19 protein-coding genes are annotated in these 21,095 nt (G+C 57.9%); 11 read left to right on the top strand and 8 right to left on the bottom strand.

Annotated features, from left to right (window positions below):
- The first annotated feature begins 52 nt into the window (after nt 1-52).
- From CK498_RS09000 to CK498_RS09010, 3 genes are read left to right on the top strand one after another with little or no spacing between them, the layout of a single operon-like run.
- Nucleotides 53-439 (top strand): hypothetical protein, encoded by a 387-nt coding sequence (locus CK498_RS09000; protein WP_095620532.1) that lies wholly within the window; start codon nt 53-55, stop codon nt 437-439.
- Between the two features lie 22 nt (nt 440-461).
- On the top strand, nt 462-1,163 hold the full coding sequence (locus CK498_RS09005; RefSeq protein WP_229359019.1) for a C39 family peptidase: 702 nt from the start codon (nt 462-464) through the stop codon (nt 1,161-1,163).
- Nucleotides 1,160-1,846, top strand: a complete 687-nt coding sequence (locus CK498_RS09010; protein WP_095620533.1) for a hypothetical protein — start codon at nt 1,160-1,162, stop codon at nt 1,844-1,846. The genes CK498_RS09005 and CK498_RS09010 overlap by 4 nt, the downstream gene beginning before the upstream one ends.
- A gap of 54 nt (nt 1,847-1,900) precedes the next feature.
- Here CK498_RS09010 and CK498_RS09015 read toward each other — a convergent pair whose 3' ends face one another.
- The 4 genes from CK498_RS09015 to CK498_RS09030 all read right to left on the bottom strand — a co-directional run bounded on the left by CK498_RS09015 (nt 1,901) and on the right by CK498_RS09030 (nt 6,755).
- Nucleotides 1,901-2,974 (bottom strand): transporter, encoded by a 1,074-nt coding sequence (locus CK498_RS09015; protein ID WP_229359020.1) that lies wholly within the window; start codon nt 2,972-2,974, stop codon nt 1,901-1,903.
- Between the two features lie 63 nt (nt 2,975-3,037).
- On the bottom strand, nt 3,038-4,360 hold the full coding sequence (locus tag CK498_RS09020) for a sigma-54 interaction domain-containing protein (protein ID WP_217987737.1): 1,323 nt from the start codon (nt 4,358-4,360) through the stop codon (nt 3,038-3,040).
- Nucleotides 4,361-4,656: 296 nt separating this feature from the next.
- Entirely contained in the window at nt 4,657-6,030 is a 1,374-nt protein-coding gene (locus CK498_RS09025; protein WP_176475756.1) for a sigma-54 interaction domain-containing protein, read from the bottom strand.
- Between the two features lie 29 nt (nt 6,031-6,059).
- The gene (locus tag CK498_RS09030) at nt 6,060-6,755 is read right to left on the bottom strand and encodes a LuxR C-terminal-related transcriptional regulator (RefSeq protein ID WP_095620536.1); all 696 of its coding nucleotides are present in this window, start codon (nt 6,753-6,755) and stop codon (nt 6,060-6,062) included.
- A gap of 370 nt (nt 6,756-7,125) precedes the next feature.
- Here CK498_RS09030 and CK498_RS09035 point away from each other — a divergent pair, with 370 nt between their 5' ends.
- The 4 genes from CK498_RS09035 to CK498_RS09050 are packed head-to-tail and all read left to right on the top strand — an operon-like array spanning nt 7,126 to nt 10,516.
- A complete protein-coding gene (locus CK498_RS09035) occupies nt 7,126-7,728 on the top strand; it encodes an XTP/dITP diphosphatase (protein ID WP_095620537.1) in 603 nt (200 codons plus the stop codon).
- Nucleotides 7,728-8,891, top strand: coding sequence for a radical SAM family heme chaperone HemW (gene hemW, locus CK498_RS09040; protein ID WP_095620538.1), 1,164 nt, complete (start codon nt 7,728-7,730; stop codon nt 8,889-8,891). The genes CK498_RS09035 and hemW overlap by 1 nt, the downstream gene beginning before the upstream one ends.
- A 40-nt stretch (nt 8,892-8,931) precedes the next feature.
- A complete protein-coding gene (locus CK498_RS09045; protein ID WP_095620539.1) occupies nt 8,932-9,606 on the top strand; it encodes an OmpA family protein in 675 nt (224 codons plus the stop codon).
- Nucleotides 9,607-9,664: 58 nt separating this feature from the next.
- Entirely contained in the window at nt 9,665-10,516 is an 852-nt protein-coding gene (locus CK498_RS09050; RefSeq protein ID WP_095620540.1) for a 23S rRNA (adenine(2030)-N(6))-methyltransferase RlmJ, read from the top strand.
- 16 nt (nt 10,517-10,532) lie between these two features.
- On the opposite strand, the gene mnmE is transcribed toward CK498_RS09050, so the two are convergent.
- From mnmE to rpmH, 4 genes are all read right to left on the bottom strand, one after another.
- Nucleotides 10,533-11,903: a tRNA uridine-5-carboxymethylaminomethyl(34) synthesis GTPase MnmE gene (gene mnmE / locus CK498_RS09055; protein WP_095620541.1), complete on the bottom strand. Its 1,371-nt coding sequence runs from the start codon at nt 11,901-11,903 to the stop codon at nt 10,533-10,535.
- A gap of 102 nt (nt 11,904-12,005) precedes the next feature.
- The gene (gene yidC / locus CK498_RS09060) at nt 12,006-13,694 is read right to left on the bottom strand and encodes a membrane protein insertase YidC (RefSeq protein WP_095620542.1); all 1,689 of its coding nucleotides are present in this window, start codon (nt 13,692-13,694) and stop codon (nt 12,006-12,008) included.
- Nucleotides 13,695-13,791: 97 nt separating this feature from the next.
- Entirely contained in the window at nt 13,792-14,199 is a 408-nt protein-coding gene (gene rnpA, locus CK498_RS09065) for a ribonuclease P protein component (protein WP_095620815.1), read from the bottom strand.
- Nucleotides 14,200-14,212: 13 nt separating this feature from the next.
- Nucleotides 14,213-14,347 (bottom strand): 50S ribosomal protein L34, encoded by a 135-nt coding sequence (gene rpmH / locus CK498_RS09070; protein WP_010626003.1) that lies wholly within the window; start codon nt 14,345-14,347, stop codon nt 14,213-14,215.
- Between the two features lie 501 nt (nt 14,348-14,848).
- On the opposite strand from rpmH, the gene dnaA reads away from it, so the two are divergent.
- The 4 genes from dnaA to gyrB are packed head-to-tail and all read left to right on the top strand — an operon-like array spanning nt 14,849 to nt 21,065.
- Entirely contained in the window at nt 14,849-16,336 is a 1,488-nt protein-coding gene (gene dnaA, locus CK498_RS09075) for a chromosomal replication initiator protein DnaA (RefSeq protein ID WP_095620543.1), read from the top strand.
- Nucleotides 16,337-16,384: 48 nt separating this feature from the next.
- Complete coding sequence (dnaN, locus tag CK498_RS09080; RefSeq protein WP_095620544.1) at nt 16,385-17,488, top strand: DNA polymerase III subunit beta; 1,104 nt, start codon at nt 16,385-16,387, stop codon at nt 17,486-17,488.
- A 22-nt stretch (nt 17,489-17,510) separates the two neighbouring features.
- Nucleotides 17,511-18,641: a DNA replication/repair protein RecF gene (gene recF / locus CK498_RS09085; protein ID WP_095620545.1), complete on the top strand. Its 1,131-nt coding sequence runs from the start codon at nt 17,511-17,513 to the stop codon at nt 18,639-18,641.
- Between the two features lie 3 nt (nt 18,642-18,644).
- The gene (gene gyrB, locus CK498_RS09090; protein WP_095620546.1) at nt 18,645-21,065 is read left to right on the top strand and encodes a DNA topoisomerase (ATP-hydrolyzing) subunit B; all 2,421 of its coding nucleotides are present in this window, start codon (nt 18,645-18,647) and stop codon (nt 21,063-21,065) included.
- Nucleotides 21,066-21,095 lie beyond the last annotated feature (30 nt).

The raw sequence follows: 21,095 nt of genomic DNA on the forward strand, positions 1-21,095 counted from the left end.
GGCGGCTATCCGTCGCCAGCCCCTTCTCGTTGCCATGCATTGGAGGGGTGTCATGAAATACTACCGCTCACTGTTAGCACCTTGCCTGGGGGCTGCCCTGCTTGTGACAGGGGTCTGGGCACTGGCGGATGGTACGCCAGCCATCGCACCGTCAAGCGACGGCTTTGCGGCCTTCGAAACCCTCGAGGAGCAGGAGCTGGACCACCTCTATGGGCGTGAAGGCGGCTTCAATCTGGTTAATGTACAGAGCATTCAGCATCTTGATGCGGCGGTGACCGGGGCTTCGTTTACCGCCGGCACCATCGTTAGCGGCAATGTCGTGATCGAAAACCGGGCGCTGGACAATTTTTCCGGTATCGGGCTATTCAATATCATGACCGGCCACAGCAACGCCGTGAGCACGGGCGTCAATATCAGCGTCTACGCCCCGACACAGTAACTCGCAGAGCGGGGAGTACGTCATGCAGCGAACCATGCTACGTCAGTTTGCCCTGCTGCTGCTGTGCGTGTGGCCTGGGATGATGGCCGTGGCCGGCAGCGTACATATTCAGGGTCCTTTCGGCAGCGTCAATGTGCCCGCCCGCAGCCTGGAGGCAATGCGCTGGGATCGTGTGATTCCCCAGCAGTACGACTACAGCTGCGGCGCCGCCGCCGTGGCCACCCTGCTGACCTTTCATTATGAGCGCCCGACGACGGAGGCCGAGGTGTTCGAGCAGATGATCGCCACGGGTGACGTCGAGCAGATCCAGGCTCAGGGTTTCTCCATGCTCGACATGAAGCGCTACCTCGATGGCCAGGGCCTTAACGCGGATGGATTCAGGGTATCGCTCGAAGATCTGGCGCGAATCGGCGTGCCGGCGATCACCTTGATCAACACCGGTGGCTATCGCCACTTCGTGGTGGTCAAGGGCATTGACGAAAACAACATCGTCGTGGCGGATCCCGCAGTAGGCACGGTAATCGTGCCTACCGCGCACTTCGCCAAGCTGTGGAGCGGTACTGTGCTCGGGGCACGCGCCGACATGCTGCTGGCCCAGCAGAACTTCAACCATGACCGTGACTGGCGGCTCCGAGCCAGGGCACCCAAGGAGCAGGCTATCAGGCGCATGCCGATGTCCAGCCTGATCCTCAATCTTCCAGCCCACAATGAGATGGGGCGATGACCATGATTGATGCCACTCTGCCCATGTATCGCACCACACATTGCCGCTGGTTGAAGATGCTACTGATGGGGTGCTGGCTGTTTCCGGCAGGCGCTGTGCAGTCGGCGGGTTTCTATGCTGCCATCGATGTTGGCACTAATGTGTCGATGTCGCGAGAAGCAGCGATGACTGGAGATTCCCGGTTCTTCGCCGAGACCGCAGTGATCGATGACGAAAGCCTGGATATGTTGCGCGGTGGTTTTACCGTGTCGGGGATGGATCTCAACTTCGGTGCCACACTCAAGACACGGATCGACAGCATGCAGCTCGAATCAACGGTCAGGATCGATCGACTCGGTGCGCAGCTGACCTCTCAGCGACTGAATGGCATGGAGGTGGCTGCCTTGCCGGCTGAGTTTCAGGCAATGGTGGTCAATGGCGGTGGTGCGATCAACGACATGGCGCCTAGCTCGCTCAACCTGACCGGTCTGAAGGAGTACTCGGGACTGGCGTTGCATGACACCCAGGGGTTTACCGCCGCCCTTCACAATATTACTAAGCAGGCTATCGTCAGCGCCGTGGTCAGCGATGCCTCGCAGCGTAACGTCCAACAGACCATCGATATCAATATCAACGTTAAGAATATGCCGGCGCTTCAAGCGGCATCGCAGCGCCAGGCGATACTCAACTCGCTGGCACGTTGATGCTGACGAGAGGTTAGCGTAGTCATCGCTAACCTCTCGTTATCCCAGCTTTAATCAATACATTCCCATCCTGAATGGCACGCGCAGCGTTATCACGGTATCCGGTGCATCGTCTGTCACACCGAGCTCGAGCCCCAGGTTGACGGATACGTCTGGCTTGAGTTGGTACGACCAGCCCAGGAGCAGCGATCCAATATTGAGGCTACGTGAACTCTGGGTGCTGGAGTTGCCATTGGCGCCGAGGAATTCCGTTTTGGTCTTGTCAATAAAGTCATGCTTATAGCCAAGACTGAATGATGCGCGCTCATTGATGGCGTACCCCATGCCGAAGCTGACTCTAATCGCATCACCAGGGTCCACGTCGCCGATAGTGATATCGTCATTGATTCGCTTGTTGATGCTCTCTTTTTTTGTGTACATATAGCCGAGGTTGGCAAAGAATACGGCTGGGTCGGAAGGATAGAGAGCTGTAATGCTTGGCTCCAGCGAGTGGAATCCTGAGCCAGTCGCCAATTCTCTTTCTATCCCATCACTATCACGGCGAATATCGAAGGGGCCTTCGCCGGTGGTCGTCTTGTAGCGTAGATTGGCAATCAGGTATGGCCAGTTGTTTTGTCCGCGGTTGAGCTGATAGCGTGCCGCCAGCTCGATATCGCCTAGTCCGTTGCCCGATAAGTCCCGGTCGATGTCGAACTGGCCGGCTTCACTCCCCTCCACCGTTGGTACGGTGGCGAACAGGGTATCGCTTCGATAGACGTAGGGCACCTTGGCTTCCAGCTCCAGGCGATCCGTCACTCCCAATCGACCGGTCACGGCTGCAGTCCAGGTATCGCGATTTGCCTCCTCGGCCGTGAACACGCCGATCAGCAGCGTGCTGAGAATTTCGATGCCCTGAAAGGTCAGGCGATTGACCCCGGCATGCGAGTATTGCAGCGATGGCTCTATGACCAACTGCCCACGCGGGGTGAGTACACCCGCGTACTCGGTGATGGCCTGTACATCAGGCTGGTTGATGGCATCGGGAGGCGCTTGTCCCACCGGCTCCTGCTGGGCGTGAACCAGCTGTGCGGTTAGCATCGACACCGTCAAAGGTAGCGGAGCGATGAACTTCAATACGCTTTTGTTCATTATCGAGTTCCCCATATTGAGATGGCCAGGCATAGCATGTGGTTGAGGCTTATTATTCTGTTTTTACTCTCCTTTAATTATGTTGTGTTTTTTCGCCAGGCGATAGAATGTCACTCTTGAAACTCCCATCTCCTTGGCAGAACGCGCTATATTATTATCATTCTTGATGAGTGTGTTGATGATCAGTTGTCGTTCAGCAGCACCTCTAGCTTCATTAAGGGATGGTGGTGTGCTGTTTTCTAATGTATTGCATATACCCAAAGCATCAGGCATTATAAGATCACTGTCTGAAAGAACGATGGCGCTCTTTATCCTATTCAACATCTCTCTAACATTACCCGGCCAATGATAGGATTTCATCAGTGCAATAGTATCGCGATGGAAACCTCTAGCCCGGCATGGATAGCGTGATGACAAATTTTCGAATACTTGATTGGCTAGCAACTCAATGTCGGCCTTGCGATGTCTCAGGGGCGGAAGGTGAATGACAACGGTGTTGAGGCGGTGCAACAGATCGAGACGGAAAGATCCGCGCTCGATTGCTGCGTCAAGATCAATGTGGGTGGCAGAAACTATTCGGACATCGACGGCTATTTCCTGACTGCTACTTAGTCGCTGAATACTATTCGATTCTAGAAAGCGCAGAAGATTGACTTGGAGATTAACGTTCAAGTCGCCTATTTCATCAAGGAATAGCGTTCCACCAGATGCAGCCTCGATATGGCCGACTTGCTGGCTCGTCGCCCCAGTAAATGCCCCTTTTTCGTGCCCAAAAAGTTCTGATTGAATCAGGTCGTTGGAAAATCCACCACAGTTCACGGCGATGAATGGCCCCATGCAGCGACTCGATTGATCATGTATCGCTCGAGCAATCAGCTCCTTGCCAGTGCCTGACTCACCCAATATCATGACGGGGGCCTTGCTATTGGACACTCTATGAACAAGACGAAAAATGCGCTTGAATTCCGGCATGCAGCTCTTGAGTGTGATGCCGTCTACATGAATTGAATCAATGTTGTGGATAGTCTTTTTTATTGAAGCCTTTCGGTAAGCGTTGGCAAGCAATTCCCCTAGCAATGAGCTGTCTATAGGTAGTGAAAATACACCATCGAGCAGCCTGGCGATATGTGCGGTGCTTGGCCATTCTGCCTGTACATCAAGTACTACGCCTAGCCATATTATGCTCTTACTACAGATAAAATTTTCAAGATCCTTGAGTGGGATACTCTGCAGCTCTTGGATACAAAGAATACCGATACTGTCGAGACTCGAGAATAGCATGACATTATCGGCGGCATAGATGGAGTCATAGCACTCGGCCGACCAGCCTTGCGATCGTATGCTATCGACTAATATGGCCCGCTGTGCCATATCATCGGTTATCACTACCACACGCCTGGGGAGTGGCATCCAGAACTCCTTTGATCGTTACTATGCGTATGGATGAAAGGACGCTAACGCTGAGAGGCTCAACCCCTGTTAGACTGGATGCCGGCCCTGTTTTTGTAAAGTTATGTGATGCTATGTGGGTAATGGTTTTTACCACGATAATGGGCTAGGGAGTATAATCAGCATTATTTCATATGATATCTCGCTGCATAGGGATTAGATTCCTCGTATAGTATGCATTACTTGGCGATAAAAAAATTCTAATGAAGCCTGTCTTTGGCTAGGAAAAATGCTTATTTAAAATAATGTATGTATGGGAGTCGGGAGTATTTCAAACCATGCTTTTCCATTAGGCGATATAGTGTACCTTTGGATATCATAAGTTCACTGGCAACGCTGACTAAGTCATAAGAGTGATTATCCAGGGACTCTCGCAGAGCCAGGAATTCCGCTTGATTTCTGACCAGCTCCAATGAGGTGATATACCGCCCGTGATGACGTCTATCGAGTCCCATGTCGGCAGGCATCAGCAACGGGGAGTCGCTGTATAGCATGGCTTGTCGTATACGGTTGCTAAGTTCACGTATATTGCCGGGCCAAGTGTGAGAGCGCATGATATCGAAAGTTTCTTGACTAATTCCTTTAAGTTTACAAGAACCTTCCTCGCGGTATTTGTTAAAAAAGAATTCCGCCAATGGTCCGATATCCGATATTCGTTCGCGAAGCGGAGGTAGGGAAATTTCAAGCACGTTGAGGCGATGGTAGAGGTCATTGCGAAACGTCTTGGCAGCAACGGCTTGACGCAAGTCGACATGGGTAGCTGCGATGATTCTCACGTCTACGAAAAAATCTTTACGGCCCCCCACTCGCATCATTCGCTGATTTTCGAGGAAGCGCAACAGATTGGCTTGTATGGCAAGTGGAAGGTCCCCGATTTCATCGAGGAACAGTGTGCCGTCTGACGCTGCTTCGATATATCCCTTGCGCTGCTGGTGGGCACCCGTGAAGGCGCCCTTTTCACAGCCATATAGCTCTGACTGTGCAAGTCCCTCGGGCATGGCACCGCAGTTTACCGCCACGAAGGGAGCATGAGATCGCGCCGAGGATTCGTGTATCGCTCTTGCCGCCAGTTCCTTACCAGTCCCTGTTTCACCATGAATTAGCACTGGTGCGTCGACATTGGCAAAGCGTGCTATCCTTTCGAAGAGGTTTCCGGTCGTCCGCGGGCTGCCGATCATTTTAACCCTGTCCTCATCTACCCTGAGCGGCTTGTTGCCTTGCCATTCATACAGCTTGTCGAGATTGAAAAGCAGGTTGTGAACTTCTGCGATGGAGCACGGCAAGGTGGTATAGCCGTGGCAAAATTGATCCAGCATACAGTTGATGGTGGTATTGGTCTTTAGCTCTACATTATCTAATACCGCCATCCAGTATAGAGATGATCCAGATAGTATATGCCTTAATTCTAAGGCTTTTTGTTGCTTTAAAGAAGCCTGCTGATCGATCAGGACTAGACCGACTCGTAGAGGTTCGTTTTCGACACTTTTCGTTTTTTCAAAAGCACTGTATGGATATGGCACCCAGCCGTAATTGAAGGATAATTTTTCTATGATCTCAGTAAAGCCTACGCCCTGCCCAAGAGTGGCAAGTGATTTATTGTTCACCATTGTCGTCTTCTCCATATGGTATCGACGGTTCAATGATGGTTTCGCCGGCTATCTCCCCCCTTATTGCTCGATATCGGCAGTCTAGGTGTTGTGATCAGGTTCTTTTTCGCCCAGTTCATGGCTTGTATTCTGTTATGAACCTTGATCTTTCTGAATATATTGTAAATATGCGATTTTACGGTGTGTTCGCTGACGAACAGCTTCTCGGCAATCTCAAGGTTGGAGTCCCCCGATGCCAGTAAGCTGATAATTTCCATTTCACGTTGGGTCAGGCCACATGCTGGACGGAAAATGCTGAGCTGTTGATGTCGATAAAAGTCGATAAGACGTGTCATCAATGAGCGTGACATCCAGAAGTCACCGGCAATCAAGGCGCCTATACCTTTGCAGATCAGGGTGATTGGATCGCTGCGGTAGAAAACGCCATGAATATGCAACATGCGCATGATATCCATGGCATGTTCTTCGTCCTTGAGGTTGAAGACCGACATGATTTTGGTTGGACTTTCCATGCAAGCTAGGTGCCATTCATGCATATCACTCTCATGGACGTGATCTGCATCAATCAATAATACAGCTCTATCATCAGGCAGTTCTTGATGATGTGCATCGGGCGGTAGTGTGCTGACACTACACTCCACTTCATTATTGATATAGTCGACGAACAGTTGCGACTGTGGGTTGGCGTCGGTGATAAGTATTACCATGGTGTGTTCGGAATCCATGATACCTTCCCCTGAAAAAAATACGTCGTTACGCGGGTGCTCGTACAGGCTGCAGTAGAGCTTGTAGTATGCTTCATTCCACCAGTTTTGTAAACTATGGTAACTTTAGCAATGTTTTAGGTTTTTTAGTTCTAGTTGCGCTTTTTTAGAGAAAATGAATTATGTTGTATATCAACAAGATACATGCCTTTCTCATTTTTCCCTCTTGCTGAGACTGATAAAAATGATCTTTTTACGTGTTTCTTTTTGTTTTCCTTGATCCCGGGCAGCTGAGGTCCCTCATCCTCTGCTCATTTCTCATCAATGTACGGTTCGCCTGCCTGGCGCGACGGCGTAGAATGATCTCCGCCGTACTATCGAGGAGATCCGCATGTCGCGAGCATTCGACATTGTCCTGGCCAGCGGAAATGCTGGAAAAATAAGGGAATTCAATCAGTTACTGTCGCCGCTCGGCCATGAGGTGAAGGCCCAGGCGGATTATGGTGTCGCCGAGGTCGAAGAGACGGGGCTGACCTTTGTCGAGAATGCACTGCTCAAGGCTCGCGAAGCCAGTCGCGTCAGTGGCTTGCCGGCACTGGCGGATGATTCGGGCCTTGAGGTGGATGCGTTGCAGGGGGCGCCGGGGATCTATTCGGCGCGCTATGCCGGGGAGCCCAAGAGTGACGAGGCAAATAACCGTAAGTTGCTAGAACAACTGCTCGAGGTTCCTGAAGGCGAACGTTCGGCGCGATACTGGTGCGTGCTGGTCTATCTACGCCATGCAGATGACCCGGTGCCGCTGATCGTACAGCAACACTGGCAAGGTGAAATTCTGGCGCATCCACGCGGAGAGGGAGGGTTTGGCTATGATCCTCTGTTCTGGATCCCCGAGGTAGGGATGAGCGTTGCCGAGCTGTCCGCCGAGGAAAAGAACCGCCTCAGTCATCGCGGCCGCGCGATGCAGGCACTGTTAGCCCAGCTGTCGAGTCGCTGATGCCGCTTCCACCGCTATCACTCTATGTGCATGTGCCCTGGTGCGTGCGCAAGTGCCCCTACTGTGATTTCAATTCCCATGGCGTCGGGCATGATGCCGAGTTACCGGAAGAGGCTTACCTGGCTGCCCTGCTCGAGGATCTCGATGCCGAGCTACCGCTGGTGGCGGGTCGGCAACTGGTCAGCGTATTCATCGGCGGGGGCACGCCGAGCCTGATGTCGTCGCGTTTCTATCACCATTTGTTTACCGCGCTACGCGCTAGACTGACGCTGGCTGAGAGCTGTGAGATAACGCTGGAGGCCAATCCCGGCACCTTCGAGCAGGCGCGATTCGCCGGCTATCGTGAGGCCGGCATCAACCGCCTGTCGCTTGGAGTACAGAGTTTTCAACCGGCGCAGCTGGCGGCGCTGGGGCGTATCCATAGCGGTGAAGATGCCAGCCACGCCGTGCGCAGCGCTCGCGCGGCGGGCTTCGATAACTTGAATATAGACTTGATGCATGGCTTGCCCGGCCAGGATACCGCCGGGGCCCTGGCCGATCTGGACACGGCATTGTCGCTAGCACCCAGCCATCTCTCCTGGTACCAGCTCACGCTGGAACCCAATACCGAGTTTTACTCCCATCCGCCGCCGCTGCCTGAGGAAGAGCAGCTTTGGGATATTCAGGATGCCGGCCATGCGCGGCTCGTCGACGCCGGGTTCCAGCAGTACGAGATATCGGCCTACGCGCGCCCCAGCCTGCGTTCCCAGCATAATCTCAACTACTGGCGGTTTGGCGACTATCTTGGGATCGGGGCTGGCGCCCATGGCAAGCTGAGCCGAATCGACGATAGCGGTGGCTGGGCAATTCAGCGGCGCTGGAAATCGCGTCAGCCTGAGGCCTATCTGCGCAGGCGCCATGACCCGCGCGGCTTCGTTGCCGGGCAGCGCTTGCTGACGATTGACGAGCTGCCGCTCGAGTTCAGCATGAATGCTCTGCGACTGGTCGATGGCGTGCCGCTGCCGCTATGGCGGGAGCGTACCGGCCAACCGCTGTCGATGTTGTCGTCGCGGCTAGCCGCGGCGCGCAAAAAAGGACTTGTTGTGGAAGATGGCCAGCGCCTGCAAGCTTCCACCCAGGGTCTATTATTCTTGAATGAACTGCTGGCCTCGATTGAGATCTGATCAGCGGTTCTTACCTCGACGTACAAGGAGTCACTACGCCATGCGCAAGACACTTCGTCTCGCTCCCTCTTTGGCTGCTGCCCTGCTGGTGGTTGGCTGTGCGACCAACGATCCCTACGGTGGACAGACCCAGCGCAGTAGTACCGTCACCGGTGCCGGTATTGGTGCCGCCGTGGGTGCCGCCGCCGGGGCGCTCAGCGGCAGTGGCAGCACCAGCCGCCGTGACCGTGCGCTGATCGGTGCTGCGGTTGGGGCCGCCGCCGGCGGTGGTATCGGCGCCTATATGGATCGCCAGGAAGCGCAGCTGCGCGAAAGCATGCAGGGCACTGGAATCGAGGTCGATCGCCAAGGCGACGATATCGTGCTCAATATGCCGAGCAGCGTGACCTTCGGGTTTGATTCGAGCGAGCTGACCAGCTCGGCGCGCAATGCCCTCAATGATGTCTCCAACGTGCTGCGCGAGTACCCGGAGACGCGCATCAATATCGCCGGCCATACCGACAGCACCGGCTCTGCCGATTACAACCAGCGCCTCTCAGAGCGCCGTGCAGAGTCGGTAGGCAACTACCTTGGTCAGAGCGGCGTCGATCGTTCGCGTCTTAGCATGCGTGGCTATGGCCTGACGCAGCCCGTGGCGAGCAACGACACCGAGTCCGGCCGGGCGCAGAACCGGCGCGTGGAAATCACCCTGACGCCGATCCAGCAGCAGATCTGACCTTGACGTTTCACAATGGCCCGCAGGCGTTGTCTGCGGGCTTTTTCATGGATCCCCCATGCTCGCCTACCAGCACGCCTACCATGCAGGTAATTTCGCCGACGTTCACAAGCATCTGACGCTGCATGCGGTGACTCGGCATTTATTACGTAAAGCCTCGCCTATTACGTATATCGATACCCACGCCGGACGAGGAGTGTACTCGCTGGACGCCGCCGAGACGCGCAAGCTGCAGGAGTACCGCCACGGCGTGGCGCCGCTTTGGCAGGCCCGAATGCGTCTGCAGGGCGCAAGTCCTCTGCTCGATGCCTGGCTTGACGCCTTGGTTGAGGTGCAGCAAAGCAAGCAGCATCTCGATCGCTATCCCGGGTCACCATGGTGGCTGGCCCGAGGTCTGCGTGCTCACGACCGTCTGCAGCTGTTCGAACTGCACCCCGGGGAGCATGCCGAGCTCGAGCAACAGACGCTGCCGGCCAATGCCAGCCGCACCTATGGCGATGGCCTGGCGGGGCTGCTCAAGCGGCTGCCGGTGACGACCCCGCGGCTGTGTGTACTGATCGACCCCAGCTATGAGCGCAAGTCGGAGTATCTCGAGGTGGCCGCTACGCTGATCGAGGTGGCACGCAAGGCGCGTCATGCGCTGGTCATGGTGTGGTATCCGCTGCTACCGGCGGGACGCCATCAGACGATGCTCGACAGGCTGCGTGAGGCGGGGCTGCGCAAGCTGTGGCGCAGCGAGCTGGTGCGCCACGCTCCTGGCGATAGCCGCCACGGCATGTACGGCAGCGGCATGCTGTTGCTCAACCCCCCGTGGGGGCTCGATGCTGCGCTTGGCGAGGCCCTCGACGCGGCACTGCCGCTGCTTGGCGAGCAGGCCCGACACCACGGTGAGTGGTGGGTCGAGGAGTGATGCGCTAGGCGCCCTCTTACTTGCCGATACAGAAGCTGCCGAAGATCTCGCCGAGCAGATCGTCGGCGCTGAATTCACCGGTGATCTCGCCTAGCGACTGCTGGGCGTCGCGCAGGTCCTCGGCGAGCAGTTCGCCGGCGCCGTAGCCGGCCAACTGGGTTTCGCCGTTGGTCAGCGCCTGCTTGGCGCGATCCAGGGCGTCGAGATGGCGACGTCGCGCCGAAAAGCGCCCCTCAGTGGTGGCATTGAAACCCATCACCGCTTTGAGATGCTCCTTGAGCGGCGTGATGCCCGCACCGGTCTTGGCCGACAGGCGCAGCACCGGGGTGGCGGCGGAGTCGTCGAGTCCGGCCGGCTCATCGCTGGTGTCGACCTTGTTACGCACCAGCGTCAAGCGGCTGGGATCGGCCAAGCGGGCGACGAACTCAGGCCAGATCTCCATCGGGTCGGTGGCGGAGGTGGTAGTGGCGTCGACCAGCAGCAGCACCCGGTCGGCCTTGGCAATCTCCTCCCAGGCACGAGCCACGCCGATCTTCTCCACCGCATCGGGGGTGTCACGCAGTCCCGCCGTATCGATGATATGCAGCGGCATGCCGTCGAGGTGGATATGCTCGCGTAGCACGTCGCGGGTGGTGCCCTCTATCTCGGTGACGATCGCCGTGTCCTGCTCGGTCAAGGCGTTGAGCAGGCTCGACTTGCCGGCATTGGGACGCCCGGCGATCACGACGCTCATGCCTTCGCGCATCAGGGCACCCTGATTGGCGGCGGCGCGCACCTCGGCGAGCTCGTCCTTGACCCCTGCCAGCATCGTCGCGACCTTGCCATCGGCCAGGAAGTCGATCTCCTCCTCGGGAAAGTCGATCGCCGCCTCGACGTACATGCGAAGCTCGATCAGCCGTTGGACCAGCGCCTCGACCCGCTGCGAGAAGGCCCCCTGCAGCGAGCGCAGTGCGTTCTCGGCGGCGGCCCGGGAGCTTGCTTCGATCAGATCGGCGATGGCCTCGGCCTGTGCCAGGTCGAGCTTGTCGTTGAGAAAGGCGCGTTCGGAGAATTCGCCGGGCTTCGCCAGGCGGGCTCCCAAGTCAACGCAGCGCTCGAGCAGCAGGTCCATGATCACCGGGCCACCGTGGCCCTGGAGTTCCAACACGTCTTCGCCGGTGAAAGAGTGAGGGCCGGCAAAATAGAGCGCGATGCCCTCGTCGATGTTGCCTTCAGCGCCCCGGAAGGGGCCGTAGTGAGCGCGGCGCGGGTCAGGGCAGTGGCCTACCATGGCGTCGGCGATGGCGCTGCTCAGCGGCCCCGATATGCGGATGATGCCCACGCCGCCGCGTCCGGGGGGCGTGGCCAGGGCGGCAATGGTGTCCTGAGTATAGAGGCGCTCGGGCATCGGGAATTCCTCGTCGTGGCGTGCGGGCATTGTCTCGGGCGTGGCCCATAAACGCCAGACCCCCGCACGTGGCGGGGGTCTGAAAGCGGCGTGGGCGTTGGGTTACTTGGTCTTCATGCCCTTGCCAATGCTGGGGTCGTTCTCGATCTTGCGTGTGATCGCGTACTGCTGGGCGATCGATATGCAGTTGTTGACGACCCAGTAGATCACCAGGCCTGCCGGGAACCACAGGAAGAAGAAAGTGAAGACGATCGGCAGCATCTTCATGATCTTCGCCTGCATGGGGTCCGGCGGTGTCGGGTTGAGCAACTGCTGGACGAACATCGAGGCACCCATCAGGATCGGCAGGATGAAGAACGGATCTTTCACCGAGAGATCCTGAATCCAGAACATGAACGGTGCATGGCGCAGTTCCACCGACTCGAGCAGCATCCAGTACAGCGCAATGAACACCGGCATCTGCACCAGGATCGGCAGACAGCCACCCAGAGGATTGATCTTCTCCTTCTGGTAGAACTTCATCATCTCCTGGGACATTTTCTGGCGATCGTCGCCGTACTGCTCCTTGAGGCGCTGCATCTCAGGGCCCAGCTTGCGCATGCGCGCCATCGACTTGTAGGCCTTGGCCGACAGTGGCCACATCGCCAGCTTGACCAGGATGGTCAGGAAGACGATCGACCAACCCCAGTTGCCGAGCAGGCTATGAATCTGATCGAGCAGCCAGAATAGCGGGTTGGCGATGAACCACAGCCAGCCGAAGTCGACGGTCAGCCGCAGGTTGGGCGCTACCTGCTCGAGGCGTTCCTGGACCTTGGGCCCCATGTACAGGGTTGCACCCAGGCGACTCTCTCCCTCGGCGGCGATCTGCGTAGACGGGCCGGCGAAAGCCGCGACGGTGCGATTACGGCTATCGGTGGTGCCGTAATAGAGGTTCTGCTGGTTCTGTGCCGGCGCCCAGGCACTGGTGAAGTAGTGCTGGATGATTGCTACCCAGCCGCCTTCGACGTCACGATTGTCGAAGTTGCCTCTGCGGATATCGTCGAAATCGACCTTCTGATAGCGATCGTCAGGAGACGAGAACGCCGCCCCCAGATAGGAGCTCATGCCCAGTGCCACACCGCTGGTGGGGTCGGGGCTGTCGTCGCGTGCCAATTGACCGATGAAGCGGGCGGTTACCGGATCCTGGGTATTGTTGGCCAGGTAGTAGTCGACATCGACCGCGTAGTTGTCGCGCTCGAAGGTGTAACGCTTGATCACCTCAACGCCGTTGACCTCTGCCGTTAGGTCAACGGTCAAGCTGTTCTCGCTCTCGGCGAGCCGGTACTCGGTCTGCTCGGCGTCGAAACCGATGCGACCCGAGTGTCCATCGAGCTGCAGACCCGACTTGGCCACATAGCTGCGTGTCTCGCTGTCGGAAAGCAGCACGAAGGGGCGCTCGGAGTCCAGCGTCAGCTTGTGCTGGGGCAGGGCGGCATAGACGATATCGCCGCCCTGAGGGTCGATGCGCACGTCGAGAACATCGGTGACCACCGCGATCAGGTCACGGCTGCGGGGCTCGCTTTCGGTGGCCTGCGGAAGCTCGCCCTCCACCGTCTCCTGGGGAGCGTGGGGAACGCTCAGGCCGCCATCGTCGTCGGGCTCACCGCTTTCGACCTGCGGGGCACCGCCGTTGGTGAAGGAGGGGGCGTCCGGCGCAGGGGCTGCCTGGCCGTAGTCCTGGTTCCACTGCACGACCAGCAGATATGCCAGCACGGCCAGCGGAACCAGCAGAAGTAGTCGTTTTACGTCCATGAGGGTCCTGCCCGATGGGTAATGAACATTCTGGCGGCAACATCGACATCAGCAGTGCCGATACGCACGAAAGCCTGCCAGGGGCAGGCTCGAAGCGTCACCGCGAAGACGGCGAGGAAGTGTCCTGGCTGACAGCGGCCGTCGACTGCTTGCGCACATCCTTCTCCAGACGCCGCCACATGCCGTAAAGCTGGCGGTGCAGGGTGTCGTTGTCCAGCTCGTGTACGCCTCGCCGGGAGAGTACCACGATGTCGACAGCGGGAAGTTGGTGCTGCTGAAGGCGGATGGATTCGCGAACCAGTCGTTTCAAACGATTGCGATCCACGGCCCGGCGCACGTTCTTCTTGCTGAAGACCAAGCCGACGCGGGGATGACCCAGTGCGTTGGGGCTTGCCAGTGCCAGCAATCCTTTGCCGTGAATCTTGAACGCCGCGTGATCGAAGACGTGTCGGTACTCCCCGGCATTCAGCAGTCGCAGATGCCGGGGGAAACCCTGACAGGACACACGCAAGCCGAGTTCAGGCGCTCAGACGCTTGCGGCCCTTGGCGCGTCGACGCGCCAGCACGGCGCGGCCATTCTTGGTAGCCATACGGGCACGAAAACCGTGCACGCGCTTGCGCTTGAGAACGCTGGGTTGAAAAGTGCGTTTCATAACTATCGATTCCCACGTGGTTAATTGGACGTAACGTCAATGGTGAGGCGCCCTGGCTCCGGCGGGGAACCCGGGGTAATTCGGCTCAAGACCGGGCATTTTAGTGAATTCGGGCCACGGGTGCAATTTTTCCTCACCGTCATCGCATGGGACTCGGCCGCTGCCCAGCAACCGTTCTAGATATCGGCGTGGGAACGCTTGCCGGTGATTAGAACATCTTGTTATTAAAATTGGGGATGATAAATGTGGATAAGTATTTTTTCATCATGTATTACAGTTGGATAGCTCTATCTCATGGGTGTGGGAAACACTTTGATAACCGGCTATGACCTGACGCCTGGCCGGTTACGCAACCGCGCCTGGGTAACGCTTCGGCGGGCGCTCGACGAGCGCGGCGTCGGCGAGTTTTCCACAGCGGCGAGGCACGACCGGTGCGTGTGGATAACTCGCTGCTTGGGCGATACAATGGCCGGTCATGCATCAACGGGATGGTGAGGTCGAGTGTCGGTCGCTCTTTGGCAACAATGTCTGGATTTCCTGCAGGACGAGCTCAGCTCGCAGCAGTACAACACCTGGATTCGCCCCCTCCAGGCGGAACAGGGGGAGTCCAACGAACTCTGCCTGTTGGCGCCCAATCGCTTCGTGCGTGACTGGGTAAGCGACAAGTACATCAAGCGAATCAACGAATTGCTGCGTGAACTGGCGCCAACCAAGCCACCCAAGGTGACGCTGGCAGTCGGCAGCCGCCGGGCCGTACCAAGCCCGCAGCCACGCGACCTGGGCAATCCTGTGTCTGCTGCGCCGCGCCAGCCTGCATCGCCGGCGGTACACACGCCGCCGCGTGGCGACCTCGCCGACGAACGCGAGATCGAGGCGCCCATCGATCCACCGTCGCCACGTGGTGGGTCCCGTGCATCATCACGGGGGGGGGGCGAACGGCAGGTACAGGTGGAGGGCAGCCTCAAGCACCAGAGTGGCCTCAACCCCAATTTCACCTTCGAAACCTTCGTCGAGGGCAAATCGAACCAGCTGGCTCGTGCTGCTTCCCGCCAGGTATCGGAAAACCCCGGTGGCGCCTATAATCCGCTGTTTCTTTACGGTGGAGTGGGTCTGGGTAAGACTCACTTGATGCATGCGGTCGGTAATGCACTCGCCACTCGCCGCGAGAATGCCACGGTGGTGTACCTGCACTCCGAGCGTTTCGTGGCCGACATGGTCAAGGCGCTGCAGCTAAATGCCATCAACGACTTCAAGCGTTTCTATCGCAGCGTCGACGCCCTGCTGATCGACGATATCCAGTTCTTCGCCGGCAAGGAGCGTTCCCAGGAAGAGTTCTTCCACACCTTCAATGCGTTGCTCGAGGGCGGTCAGCAGATGATCCTGACGTCCGACAGATATCCAAAAGAAATCAATGGTGTAGAAGAGAGGCTCAAGTCTCGCTTCGGATGGGGGCTAACCGTTGCCATCGAGCCACCGGAGCTTGAGACGCGAGTGGCGATTCTGATGAAGAAGGCAGATCAGGCCAAGGTTGACCTGCCTCACGATGCTGCCTTCTTCATCGCCCAGAAGATTCGCTCCAACGTGCGCGAGCTGGAAGGTGCGTTGAAGAAGGTGATCGCCGACTCCCACTTCATGGGCAAGACGATCACCCAGGATTTCATTCGCGAGTCGCTGAAGGATCTGCTGGCACTGCAGGACAAGCAGGTCGGCGTCGACAATATTCAGCGCACGGTGGCCGAGTACTACAAGATCAAGCTGTCCGATCTGCTCTCCAAGCGTCGTTCGCGCTCGGTGGCGCGACCGCGCCAAGTGGCCATGGCGCTGGCAAAGGAGCTGACCAACCACAGCCTGCCGGAAATCGGTGACGCTTTCGGCGGACGCGATCACACCACCGTATTGCACGCCTGTCGCAAGGTGCAATCGCTCAAGGAAGAGAGCGCGGATATCCGCGAGGACTACAAGAACCTGCTGCGGTTGCTGACCAGCTGATCGCGGCAATGCAAAGCCATCGAAACTCAGGACAAGAGTGGAGCCTCCATGAAATTTTCCATCTCCCGCGAAGCCTTGCTGCGCCCTTTGACGCTGGTCGCCGGCGTGGTCGAACGGCGCCAGACGCTGCCGGTACTTTCCAACGTATTGATCCAGGTCAGTGCCGATGAGCTGTCGCTGACGGGCACCGACCTCGAAGTCGAACTGATCGGTCGCACGGCGCCGAGCCAGGTCGAGCAGCCCGGATCGGCCACCGTGCCGGCCCGCAAGCTGATGGATATCTGCAAGTCACTGCCGGAGCAGGCCGAGATCAACCTTGCCCTCGAAGAGGGGCGTGCGGTGCTGCGCAGCGGTCGTTCGCGTTTCACCCTGTCGACCCTGCCGGTAGCGGAATTCCCCAATATCGAAGAGGGCCAGGGTAGCGTCGAACTCAGCCTGCCGCGTGGAACGCTCAAGCACTTGATCGATGCCACCTCCTTTGCCATGGCGCAGCAGGACGTGCGCTACTACCTGAATGGCATGCTGCTAGAGCTGCGCTCCAACCTGGTGCGTACCGTGGCCACCGATGGCCATCGCCTGGCGGTGTGCTCGCGTCCGGTGGATATCAGCGTGGAACCGGCCCAGAAGCTGATCGTGCCGCGCAAGGGGATACTCGAACTCGTGCGCCTGCTGGATGACAGCGATGAGCCCGTGAGTCTGACGCTGGGGGCCAGCCATGTGCGCGCCCACACCGGTGACTTTACCTTCACCTCCAAGCTGGTCGACGGCAAGTTCCCTGACTATGAGCGAGTGGTGCCTCGTGGTGGCGACAAGGTGTTTATCGCCGAGCGAGCCCAGCTTCGCCAGGTGTTTTCACGTACCTCGATCCTCTCCAACGAGAAGTATCGTGGGGTCAGGCTCCACCTGGAAGAGGGCAACCTGCGGGTGATGGCCAACAACCCGGAGCAGGAAGAGGCCGAGGAGAACGTGGCCGTCGAATACAGCGGTGCGGCCATGGAGATCGGTTTCAACGTTGGCTATCTGATCGACGTACTTGGCGTGCTTGACGAGGATCGCGTGCAGATGACGCTAGCCGACCCTAACAGCAGTGCGCTGATGGAGGAGCCGGGCGGCGGCGATGCCATGTACGTTGTCATGCCCATGCGCCTCTAAGCCAGGCATTGATGCTGATCGCATGCCAATAGAGCGTCTCGCCTTCCAGGGGCTGCGTAACCTGGCACCCCTGGACCTGCGCCTTCAGCCGGGTATCAATCTACTTCTCGGTGCCAACGGCAGCGGCAAGACCAGCTTGCTCGAAGGTATCCATATCCTTGCCATGGGCCGCTCCTTCCGTACCCAACAGCTCAAGCATGCCATTTCCCACGACGCGGATGCGCTTTCTCTGCACGCGCGTATTGGCGGTGATCCGCCGCTGCCGATTGGCGTTCGTCGTCAGCGCAGTGGCAGTGAGCTCGAGATGCGCATGGCAGGAGAGCGTGTCGCCAGAGTCGCGCAGCTGGTCGAGGCATTGCCTCTGCAGCTGATCAATCCTGACGCTTTCCGCCTGCTGGAGGGCTCACCTTCATCGCGTCGAGAGTTTCTCGACTGGGGCGTGTTTCACGTGAAACACGACTTCTTTGAAGTATGGAAGGGGGTGCGGCGGGCATTGAAACATCGGAACGCGTTATTAAGGCATGGTAGAATGGATGATCGCTCCCTGGCTGTTTGGGAGTACGAATTGGCACAATGGGGCGAGCGTCTAGACGTCCTGCGCAGCGACTACATGACCGCCTTCGTTCCCGTATTCGAAGAGACCCTGGCGGCCCTGCTGCCGTTGCCTGATCTGACGCTGCGCTACTCGCGGGGGTGGGACAGGCAACGCTCGCTGATAGAGGTGCTCAAGCAGGGCAGAGACACCGACCGGCAGATGGGTTTTACCCAGCAGGGACCTCAGCGAGCTGATCTACGCCTTCGCATCGAACGCAGGCCAGCAGTGGAGGTGCTTTCACGTGGCCAGCAGAAGTTGGTTGTCAGTGCGCTCAAGCTTGCTCAAGGGCGCTTGCTCGAGCGTCAGACAGGGCGGCGCTGCCTGTACCTGATCGATGACCTCCCCGCGGAACTCGATGCGCGGCATCAGCAAGTGTTTTGCCAATGGTTGGAAACGATGCGCTGTCAGGCATTTATTACCAGCGTCGAGCCGCAGGCGCTTCGCGACACCTGGCAGCCGAACACCCAGTTCAGCGTGTTTCACGTGAAACATGGCGAGGTCGCCCCGGACGATTCGGTGGCACTGACTCACGGAACGAAAGATTTCACGACGGAGTAGTCAATGAGCGAACAAGCTTACGACTCATCGAGCATAAAGGTCCTCAAGGGCCTGGATGCAGTACGCAAGCGTCCCGGCATGTATATCGGTGACACCGATGATGGCACGGGACTGCACCACATGGTGTTTGAGCTGGTGGACAACTCCATCGATGAAGCTCTAGCGGGGCACTGCAGCGAAATCCGAGTCGTCATTCACCCTGACGAATCGATTACCGTCAGCGATAACGGGCGTGGCGTACCGACCGATATCCACGAGGAGGAGGGGGTTTCGGCCGCTGAGGTCATCATGACGGTGCTCCACGCTGGCGGCAAGTTCGATGACAACTCCTACAAGGTTTCCGGTGGCCTGCACGGCGTCGGGGTGTCGGTGGTCAATGCTTTGTCAGAAGAGCTCAAGTTGACGATCTGGCGGGCGGGGCAGGTATTCGAGCAGATTTATCATCATGGCGTTCCCGAGGCGCCACTGGATGTCGTCGGCAAGACGGAGAAATCGGGAACGCGAGTGCATTTCCGGCCCTCTCCGGAAACCTTTGGAAATATCGAGTTTCACTACGACATTCTCGCCAAACGGTTGAGAGAGCTCTCTTTTCTGAACTCTGGCGTGGCTATCCGGCTGTTGGATGAGCGCAGCGGCAAGGAGGAGTTGTTCCACTACGAGGGCGGGTTGCGCGCCTTCGTCAACCACCTCAACACCAATAAGACTACGCTCAATCCGGTGTTCCATTTTAACGCCGAGCGTGAAGATGGCGTGGGTATCGAGGTGGCGATGCAGTGGAACGACACCTTCGCCGAGAATATCTTTTGCTACACCAATAATATTCCTCAGCGCGACGGTGGTACGCACCTGGCAGGCTTCCGCGCCTCCCTGACGCGTACGCTGAACAACTATATCGAAGCCGAGGGGCTGCTCAAGAAGGCCAAGGTCAATACCTCCGGTGACGATGCCCGCGAGGGCCTGACGGCGATCATTTCGGTCAAGGTGCCCGACCCGAAGTTCTCTTCGCAAACCAAGGAAAAGCTGGTTTCTTCCGAGGTGAAGACCGCGGTTGAGCAGGAGATGGGACGGCTGTTTTCCGAATACCTGGTCGAAAAGCCCAATGAGGCTAAGGCGATCGTCAACAAGATGCTCGAGGCGGCGCGTGCTCGCGAAGCGGCGCGCAAGGCGCGTGACATGACGCGCCGCAAGGGTGCGCTGGATATTGCTGGTTTGCCGGGCAAGCTTGCCGACTGCCAGGAGAAGGATCCGAGTCTCTCGGAGCTCTACCTGGTCGAGGGTGACTCGGCGGGCGGTAGTGCCAAGCAGGGCCGAGATCGACGCACCCAAGCGATCCTGCCGCTCAAGGGCAAGATTCTCAACGTCGAAAAGGCGCGCTTCGACAAGATGCTGTCGTCGGCTGAAGTCGGTACCTTGATCACCGCGCTCGGCTGCGGCATCGGGCGTGAGGAGTTCAATCCTGACAAGCTGCGCTATCACTCGATCATCATCATGACCGATGCCGATGTCGACGGCTCGCATATTCGTACCCTGCTGCTGACGTTCTTCTTCCGTCAGATGTCGCAGTTGATCGAGCGTGGCCACGTCTTCATTGCCCAGCCGCCGCTCTACAAGATCAAGCGTGGCAAGCAGGAGAGCTACCTCAAGGACGAGCAGGCGCTGATCGACTATCTAACCACGACCGCGCTGGATGGAGCTCGCCTCTACGTCAATCCCGATGCGCCGGGTATCGCCGGTGAGCAGCTCGAGACGCTGGTCAATCAGTATCGCGACGTGATGAAGCGCATCGATCGTTTGTCGCGGGTCTATCCCAGCGAAGTGCTACGCAAGATCGTTCATGCTGCAACCCTGGAGGCCGAAGATAGCCTCAAGGATCGCGTCACCATGCAGCACTGGATCGATTTTCTTCAGCAAGAGATGGATAACGTGGTGGCCTACCAGGGCGGACCGCGCTACACCTTCGAGCTGCAGGAAGACCCCGAGCGTGGTTTCTTTTTACCTGCAGTCTCTCTGGCGGCTCACGGCGTAACCACCGACTATGTCTGGGGCGTGGATTTCTTCCGTAGCGCCGACTATCGTGCCTTGGCCAAGCTGGGTGAAACCTTGAATGGCTTGCTCGATGAAGGGTCCTACGTGGCACGCGGCGAGCGCCAGCAACCCGTAGAAACCTTCTATGAGGCGCTCGAGTGGCTGATGAAAGAGGCGCAGCGTGGCTTCTCCATCCAGCGCTACAAGGGGTTGGGTGAGATGAACCCCGATCAGCTGTGGGATACCACCATGAATCCGGAGACGCGACGCATGCTGCGGGTGTCGATTGAAGATGCGGTGGCGGCCGACATGATGTTCAACACCCTGATGGGGGATGAGGTCGAGCCGCGTCGTGACTTTATCGAACGCTTCGCGCTGGTGGCTAACCTCGACGTCTAGGGCGATGTTTCACGTGGAACACGCGGGTTA

Source organism: Halomonas salipaludis (assembly GCF_002286975.1).
Classification (GTDB): Bacteria; Pseudomonadota; Gammaproteobacteria; order Pseudomonadales; family Halomonadaceae; genus Franzmannia; species Franzmannia salipaludis.